The organism is Bacillus sp. SJ-10 (assembly GCF_002843505.1).
Classification (GTDB): Bacteria; Bacillota; Bacilli; order Bacillales; family Bacillaceae; genus Bacillus; species Bacillus velezensis.
In genome coordinates this window covers 2891539-2900548 of record NZ_CP025258.1, presented here as the reverse complement: position 1 = coordinate 2900548, position 9010 = coordinate 2891539, and the positions used below count along the sequence as shown (strand labels likewise).

General features: G+C 49.3%; 2 protein-coding genes. One reads left to right on the top strand and one right to left on the bottom strand.

Annotated elements, in window-relative coordinates; translation table 11 throughout:
• Window positions 1–4: 4 nt before the first annotated feature.
• Window positions 5–7462, top strand: coding sequence for a beta-ketoacyl synthase N-terminal-like domain-containing protein (locus CXL14_RS14560; RefSeq protein WP_101287855.1), 7458 nt, complete (start codon window positions 5–7; stop codon window positions 7460–7462).
• Between the two features lie 136 nt (window positions 7463–7598).
• On the opposite strand, the gene CXL14_RS14555 is transcribed toward CXL14_RS14560, so the two are convergent.
• Entirely contained in the window at window positions 7599–8810 is a 1212-nt protein-coding gene (locus CXL14_RS14555; protein ID WP_061862630.1) for a cytochrome P450 family protein, read from the bottom strand.
• Between the last annotated feature and the right edge of the window lie 200 nt (window positions 8811–9010).

The window sequence follows — 9010 nt, the reverse complement described above, 5'->3', positions numbered from 1 at the left end:
GGCTTTGCAAAACACTGAAGATCTTCTTTACAAACTATTGGCAGGCCAGCTGAAATCTGTCGGATTTTTTACGGAAAACGAAACGCAGCCTGTCATGCAGGGGTTTTACGGCAGGTGGCTGGAAGAAAGCATCTCCATCTTGGTGCAAAAAGGCTTTTTGAAACAGTCAGGCAGTACGTATGTGTTAACGGGTCCGATAGAGCGTGCGGACGTTCTGTGGCAAGAATGGGATGAAAAGAAAGCTCCTTTACTCAAGGACAGCAGCAAACAGGCGATGATCACCTTAGTGGAGACCGCTCTCAGAGCTTTGCCGGATATTTTATCCGGCAGAGTTTCTGCCACTGATGTTCTGTTTCCTGATTCCTCAATGGAATTGGTGGAAGGAATCTATAAAAACAATGAAACGGCAGACTACTTTAATGAGGTGCTCGCTGACACATTGGCGGCTTTCATTGAAGAACGCCTGAAAGAAGACCCGAACGCGGAAATCCGGATATTAGAGATTGGAGCGGGGACGGGCGGGACGAGCGCGGCCGTTTTCAAAAGATTAAAAGAGTACAAACATCATGTGAAAGAATATTGCTACACCGATCTGTCAAAGGCCTTTTTCATGCATGCTGAAAAAGAATACGGTCCCGACAATCCGTATTTGACTTATAAGCGGTTTAATGTGGAAGAGCCCCCGGCTTTGCAGGGTATAGAGGCGGGCGCATATGACGCGGTAATTGCGGCAAATGTGCTTCACGCGACAAAAAATATTCGGCGGACGCTTCGCAATGCCAAAGCGGTGCTTAAAAAGAATGGGATTTTGCTATTAAATGAGATTAGCAGCCATTCGTTTTATTCTCATCTGACATTCGGTCTTTTGGAAGGCTGGTGGCTGTATGAAGACGCCAAACTGCGCATTCCCGGATGCCCGGGGCTGTATCCTGAAGCGTGGCAGTCTGAGCTGGAAAGCGAGGGATATCGGTACGTTACATTTATGGCGGAATCGTCACATCACCTCGGCCAGCAGATCGTGGCGGCAGAAAGCGACGGCGTCATCAGGCAAAAGCAGCCGGACGCGCAGGCGGTTGAAGAAACTGCGGCTTCCAAAGAGCCGGCTGATTTCACAGAACCGTCTTTCTCAGTCACAGACCGGACTGTGCAATTCATAAAAGAAACGTTAGCCAAGTCCATAAAGCTTGCTCCCGAGCGCATTCAGCCGGAAACCAGCTTTGAAAAATACGGCATCGACTCCATTTTGCAGGTGAATTTTATCCGCGAACTGGAAACATTGACGGGCGAGCTGCCGAAAACGGTCTTATTTGAACACACGAATACGAAAGAACTTGCCGAGTATTTGCTGGAAACTTACCCGGATAAGCTGCAACAGGCATTCGGAGCCGAACAAGCGCCTCCTGAAACGGAGCATCCGGAACCTGCAATGAATGAACCGGTGCCGCTTGTCACGGAAACGCGGCGATTTATCACTGAACAAAAAGAGCCAAAAGCGCCAAAGCCGGAAACAGAAACCGTCACCGTTAATCGTTCTGATCGTGACGACATTGCCATTATCGGCATTAGCGGCCGCTATCCCGAGTCTGAAACCCTCGATGAGCTGTGGGAGCATTTAAAAGCCGGAGACAGCTGTATTACGGAAGCTCCGGAAAACAGATGGAAATCCGGTCTTCTGAAAACAATGGCAAAAGAAACACGAAAAGAAGAACGCAAAACACGGTACGGCGGATTTCTGCAGCATATTGACGCTTTTGACCATCACTTGTTTGACATCCGGGAAGACCATGTGATGGAGATGACGCCTGAGCTCCGTCTAAGCTTAGAAACCGTATGGGAAACATTTGAAAACGGCGGTTACTCGTTAGAAAGAGTAAACGAATGGCAGGAATCAGACAGCGGCATCGGTGTATTTATGGGAAGTATGTACAATCAATATTTCTGGAATATCCCGTCGTTGGAAAAAGCTGCGCTCAGCTCTAACGGAGGGGATTGGCATATCGCCAACCGCATTTCCCACTTTTTCAATTTAACGGGCCCGAGCATGGGCGTTACGACCGCATGCTCCAGCTCACTGAGCGCCATTCATCTCGCCTGTGAAAGCCTGAAGCTTAACAGTTGTTCCATGGCGATTGCCGGAGGGGTCAATCTCACGCTTGAACCGTCTAAATATGATGCGCTCGAACGGGCGAATTTGCTTGAACAGGGAAGTGAAAGCAAAAGCTTCGGAACCGGCACGGGCCTGATGCCGGGAGAAGGAGTCGGGGCGGTGCTCTTGAAGCCGCTCTCCAAAGCGGTTGCCGACAAAGACCATATTTACGGGGTCATTAAAAGCAGCGCGTTGTGTCATAGCGGCGGAAGGCAGATGTACACGGCTCCGGATCCGAAACAGCAGGCGAAGCTCATGGCGGCTTCCATCGACAAGGCCGGAATCAATCCGGAAACAATCAGTTATGTTGAATCAGCGGCAAACGGCTCTGTATTGGGAGATCCGATTGAGGTCATTGCCCTGACAAATGCGTTCGCGCAATATACTGATAAAAAACGTTTTTGCGCGCTTGGATCCGTCAAGTCAAATCTCGGCCATTTAGAGGCGGCTTCCGGCATGTCCCAGCTCGCGAAAGTGCTGCTGCAAATGGAGCGGGAAACATTAGTTCCGACGATTAACGCAAAACCGCAAAATCCGAATATCGCGCTTGAACAAACGGCCTTTTACCTGCAGGAGAAAACCGAGTATTGGGAACGTCTGAAGGATGCCGAGACGGGAGACATCATACCGCGGAGAAGCATGATCAATTCCTTCGGGGCAGGCGGGGCATATGCAAATCTCATCGTAGAAGAATATATCAGCCCGAATTCCGATCAGAGCCGTCACGGAGATGAGGAATATATTTTCCCTGTGTCAGCGAAAACAAAATGGAGTTTTGAAGCCTATCTTGAGAGACTGGCGGCCTTTTTAGAAAAGACGCCAACTCTTCATCCGGCCGCCATCGCATCCGCGCTGCAAAAAAGAACGCATCATTCGGAGTATCGTACGGCATTTACGGCTGCTTCCGTTCTGGAACTGCTGGAAAAGCTGGCCGCTTACCGCATGGATCAGCGGAATCTCAATTTCTCCGATACTGATATCGGCCGGCGTGCGCGGCAATGGGAAAAAGGAGAGAATATCGCGTTTGATCAGTTGCAGCAGGAGCACGCCGTTCATCTGCCGGCCTACGCTTTTGACCACGGGACTTCTTTTCAATTCGGTGAATCAGAAAACGCTGCCGGCGTTCAGGCGGTATACAGTGATGACGACCCATACGTGAAAGGGCATCAATTCAGCGGAGAACCGGTACTCGTCGGCGCTACATATAACAGTCTGGCAGTCGATCATTTTTGTGATCTTTTTCCTGAAACGGAAGGAGGACAAATTAAAAAACTGAATTACGTCAGCCCCATTACCGTAAAAAAAGGCGATCGCATCGAGCTGAAAACAGAATCGAAACAAAACGGGGATGGATTTGAACTGAGCATAATGCACCGCAGCCGCACGTCTCCTGATTGGAGCATAGCGGCGTATGCCGAGTGCAGCCCGTATCCGTTTCAAAAGCAGCACGCGGATCTGGCGGCCATTCAGCGCTCTTACCGGGAAGTGGGCCGGATAGATGAGTTATACGGAGACGGAATGGGAACGGTCGTGTGGGGAGAAGAATTTAAAACGATCACCCGCCTGTACAAAGGCTCTGATGCCGTTTTAGCGAAAGTGAACCTGAACAATAGCGACTCACAACAAGCGCATCATTATGCCGTAAATCCGTTAATCGCCAACAGTGCTTACTTGGCCTCGCTTTCTTTATTGGACCAAACGGAGGCGGAAAGCTATCTGCCGTTCGGCATTAATTCCGTCACCTTCAGCAGCCCTGAAGATCTTACCGATTGCTGGCTGCACATCAAGCTGGCCAAACAAACGGGGGAAATGATTCTGATTAACGCAGATGTCATCAGCAGCCGATCGGAAGTGGTGATGCGTTTTGAAGGCTATGCCTTGAAACGGTTCCGCCCGAAAACCGAACAGATGAATCAGCCGGCCCGAACGGCTGTTAAGAATGCGGGAGCACCGATTTCTGCCGGCAGTCTGACAGATGATATCCGCAGCTACGTCCTTGGCAAGCTCGCCAAGATGATGGATGAACCCGCGCCATCTCTCCCGTCTGACGCGAATATCATGGAATTGGGACTTGATTCAGCGAGCCTGATCGGGCTGACAAAAGAGATCGGCCAAGAGGCGGACATCGATGTGAATCCAACATTGTTTTTCGAGTATCCGACCGCGGAGGAGCTGACCCGCCACTTCGCGTCAGCATATGAAAGCAAGTTTTCTCAACTGCTTGCCGATCATAAGCATTCAGAAGAGGCCAGGGTCACGGAAACAGAAGAGCGCACTTTACCGAAGAAACAGCATACGCCTTGTGATAACGCCGATGTCAATCAAGGAATCGCGATTATCGGTATGTCAGCTCAGTTTCCGCAATCCCCGGATATCCAGTCTTTTTGGGAGCACATCGTAAACGGGGATCACTGTATTACCGAAATTCCGGCGGACCGCTGGGACTGGCGCCGTTACGCCGGTGATGAGAATGACACGAGTCTCAGATGGGGCGGTTTTATTGACGGTGTCGGCGAATTTGACCCGCTCTTTTTCGGAATTTCCCCTAAAGAGGCATCACAAATGGGGCCGGAGCAATTTCTGCTTTTGATGCATACATGGAAGGCAATGGAGGATGCGGGCCTGACAAATAAGGAATTATCAAGCAGACCGACAGGCGTTTTCGTTGCCGCGGGCAACAGCGATCCGAACAATGGAACAGCCATCCCGTCCATCATTCCGAACAGAATATCATATGCCTTGAATTTACAAGGACCGAGTGAATATTACGAGGCTGCCTGCACGTCAACGCTGGTGGCATTGCACAGGGCGGTTCAATCAATCCGTCATAACGAATGTGAGCAGGCTGTCGTGGGGGCCGCCAATATTCTGCAATCGCCGAAGGGCTTTATCGGTTTTGATTCAATGGGGTATTTAAGCAAAAACGGCCGGGCGAAATCGTTCCAAAAAGATGCCGATGGCTTTGTCAGAAGCGAAGGGGCGGGCGTTATCATCATCAAACCGCTTGAGGCGGCAATTGAAGACGGCGATCATATTCACATGGTCATTAAAGGAACAGGAGTGTCTCACGGCGGTAAAGGCATGTCGCTTCACGCACCGAATCCGGCGGGAATGAAGGCCGCGATGAAAAAAGCGTACGAAGACACCGATATTGATCCGCAAACCGTCACTTATATTGAAGCGCACGGCATTGCCTCCGAAATGGCAGATGCGCTGGAGTTTAATGCAATCAAAGCGGGTTACGGCGAGTCTGCAAATCAAGGGGAAAGCGCGCCTTGTTATATCAGCACCGTGAAACCTTGCATCGGGCACGGCGAACTCGCTTCCGGACTGGCTGCCCTTATAAAAGTGGCGATGGCCATGAAGCATCATACCATCCCGGGCATTCCCGGATTTACAGCTGCAAATGAGCAAATGGCCATTCAGAAAAGCCGCTTCCGTTTCACCGAAGACAATCAGGAATGGACACAGCTCACCGACCATACGGGCAGACCGATTCCGCGCCGGGCCGCAATTAACAGCTATGGCTTCGGCGGCATGAATGCGCATGTCGTCTTGGAACAGTACAGCCCGAGCCATAAAGACAAAGAATCTGCGTGTGAACCGCAGCTTATCGTGCTTTCTGCTAAGAGCGAAGGACGTCTTAAGGCGGCCGCAGGTCAGCTGGCTGATTTTGTGCAAACTGGAGATACTCCGTCATTGCGGGATATTGCTTATACGCTTCAGACCGGCCGTGAGGCGATGAACTGCCGCCTGGCACTCGTTGCCCGCAATCAAGATGAATTGCTGGAAAAACTGAAAGAGTACAGAGCATTTTCCGAAGAAAGCAATGGAATGAAAAGCTTCTTTACAGGCAGTCAGCAGACTGGATCAGGAGATATCGGCGTTTTACTGGAAGGGACTCTCGGTACAGTCGTCACGGAGACGCTGTTGGCTGAAAATAATCTGGAAAAACTTGCATTTTGCTGGGTGAAAGGTGCGGATATACCGTGGGACAGACTCCACCAAGGCAAATCTGTTCAAAGAGTGCCGCTTCCGACATATCCTTTTGAAAACCATAAGTATTGGAACGGCGGTCAGTCAGAAGACATCAGCCTTGCACCGGTATCACAGAATCCTCAGATCCGCTGCGAGAGCGCGGCTGACATTGTGGCAGACATTTTGGGGATGGAGCCAGCGGAAATGGATCAAAATAAGCCGCTGACTGAATACGGCTTCGATTCAATCTCCTCTATTCAGCTGCTGAAAAAACTTGAGGGCGGAGACAGCCGCATCAGTCTGGAAGCCCTTCAGAAATGCAGCACTGTTCAGGAGATTAGCATGCTGTTAAAAACGAACCAATCGCAGGAGGCGGGCCGAAATTTTCCAGAACTCGTCAAGCTGAATGATAGAGAAAAAGGCCGTCCTGTTTTTTGGTTTCACGGCGGAACGGGAGGCGTTGAAGCATACCAGCCATTCGCCAAAAAGAGTCAGCGACCTTTTTACGGCATCCAGGCAAGAGGTTTGACAGGGAAAGAGCCGCTGCAAGGAATCGAAGAGACGGCCGCTTCTTATATGAGAATCATCCAAGCGGTACAGCCGAAAGGCCCTTATGACCTCGGCGGATATTCCTTGGGCGGAATGCTTGCATATGAAACCGCGCGCCTCTTGCAGGAGGAAGGTCATACGGTAAAAAGCGCCGTCATGATCGACACCCCGTACAGTGAAAAATGGAAAGAAAGAAAACCATCTGTTAAGTCGGTCATGCTGCAAACGATCAATACGATGCTTACAGCATATCTTAAGCCTGAAAACCTTGAAGAGGCATTAATCAGCAGAGAAAACATTACCGTCCAGGCTGAGGAAGAAGAAGTATTGAAAGAATTGATCGGCCTTGCCAAAAAGCGCGGTCTGCCAAAATCCGAAGAAGCGATCCGGATGCAGCTGGAGCAAATGATGAAGACGCAGCTCGCTTACGGAATGGAAGAGTATGACATGAAGCCGCTGCCTCATCCGGAAGCGCTGCAATGCTACTACTTCCGTAATAAAAGCGGTTTGTTCCTCGGAGATCTTGAACGTTATCTGACAGCAGAGGAAGAACAAATCCCGTTAGACCATGATGCGTATTGGAAAGAATGGGAACGCCAGATGAAACAGTTTCACCTGCTGGACGTTCACTCTTCCAATCATGTCACAATGCTGTCGGAACCAAAGCCGCAAAACGCCATTAAAGCATTCTGCGAAAAACTGTACGCAAACAAAGGAACGATAAGCGCAAATTTCCTTAAATCTTTCAGAAAAAAGCTGGACGAAACAAATGAGTTGGTAAAACGGTAATAGAGAACGGCCGGAGCAATCCGGCCGCTTTTTTTATCTATATAGAACTAAATCCACTATGTACTAAATTTTCATTGTCATATTGATTTCTGTTTATAAGACATTAAAAAAACCCCCGATAACAGGGGGGGCGATATTAAAATCTGACAGGCAATGTTTCAAGCCCTCTCAAAAACACATTTTTTCTCCATGTTACATTCTCGGGCGCGCCTTTCAGCTCTATATTCGGAAACCGTTTTAAAAGCGCGGTAAAGGCAATGGATGCTTCCATCCGGGCGAGCGGAGCCCCGAGACAAAAATGAATGCCGAATCCAAAAGAGATATGACGGTTCGGTGTTCTCGCTATATTTAATGTATCAGGATCATCGAAATATTCCGGGTCCCGATTGGCTGAACCGATGCCGATAAATATCATATCACCTTTTTTAATAGAAACATCTTTATAGGTGAAATCTTCAATCGCCCATCGATTTGCCATCATGATGACGGGAGAGGTATAACGCAAAAGCTCTTCGACCGCCGTCTGGATATTTTCCGGCTGCCGCTTTATCTTCTCCATCTGGTCTTTGTGCAGAAGAAGCGCCAGGGTGCCGGAGCCGAGAAGGTTAACCGTTGTTTCAAGCCCGGCAACGACTAACAAAAACAGCATGGAATACAGCTCTGATTCACTCAGCTTTTGGCCGTCCTCTTCAGCGTAAATAAGCTTGCTTGTCAGATCTTCAGCCGGATGTTTTCTTTTTTCTTCGATCAGTGTTTTCATATATTGTTTAAATTCTTTGAGAGCCTGGTTGGTCGCATCTTGTCCGCTTTCTGACGTGTCGACCATTGCGTTTGTCCACACTTGAAATTTGGCGCGGTCCTCTTTCGGAATCCCGAGCAGTTCGGAAATAACGATAAACGGAAGCGGTGCGGCGAAATCTCTCATGATATCAGGGTCTGCTTTTGTTTCCATTTCATCCAGCAGCTCTTCTGTGATCTGCTCTATCCCGGTGCGAAGCTGCTCAATCATCCGGGGAGTGAACCCCTGATGCACCAAAGATCGAAGACGTGAATGATCCGGAGGGTCTTTTGCCAGCATATGCTCTGAGACAAAATCGATATCTTCACTGACATTCAGCTTCGCGATCAGCTCCTTCGGCATGACCCGTTTTACATCTCTCGTAATTCTGCCGTCTTTTAAAAACGCCATACAATCATCATAACGCGTGATGAGCCAAGCCGGAAAGGTGCCTCCGAAACGCTGCAGTTCGAATTTATGTATGGGGTCCTGCTCTCTGAATCTGCTTAAAACCGCAAAAGGGTTTTCGTGAAACTCGGGTGAGTGTGGGTGAAACATTGTTTTTTCCATCTGGATTTCCCCGCCTTCATGTTTTTGAAAAGACATAACAAACAGCCGGTGCCTGCCGACCGGACGGCATTCCTCCTTTTATCTGCCGAAGACACTGATCACAACGGCTCATAAGTATGTCTAAAATATATAAGGAAACAGAAGCCGGTTCAATAGACAAATCGCAAAGCCGCCATTTTCGTTGATTATCAACAAAACAG

Bases quoted from the DNA above. Each gene is read 5' to 3' on its own strand.
- CXL14_RS14555 (WP_061862630.1), bottom strand. From the start codon at position 8,810: ATGGAAAAAACAATGTTTCACCCACACTCACCCGAGTTTCACGAAAAC.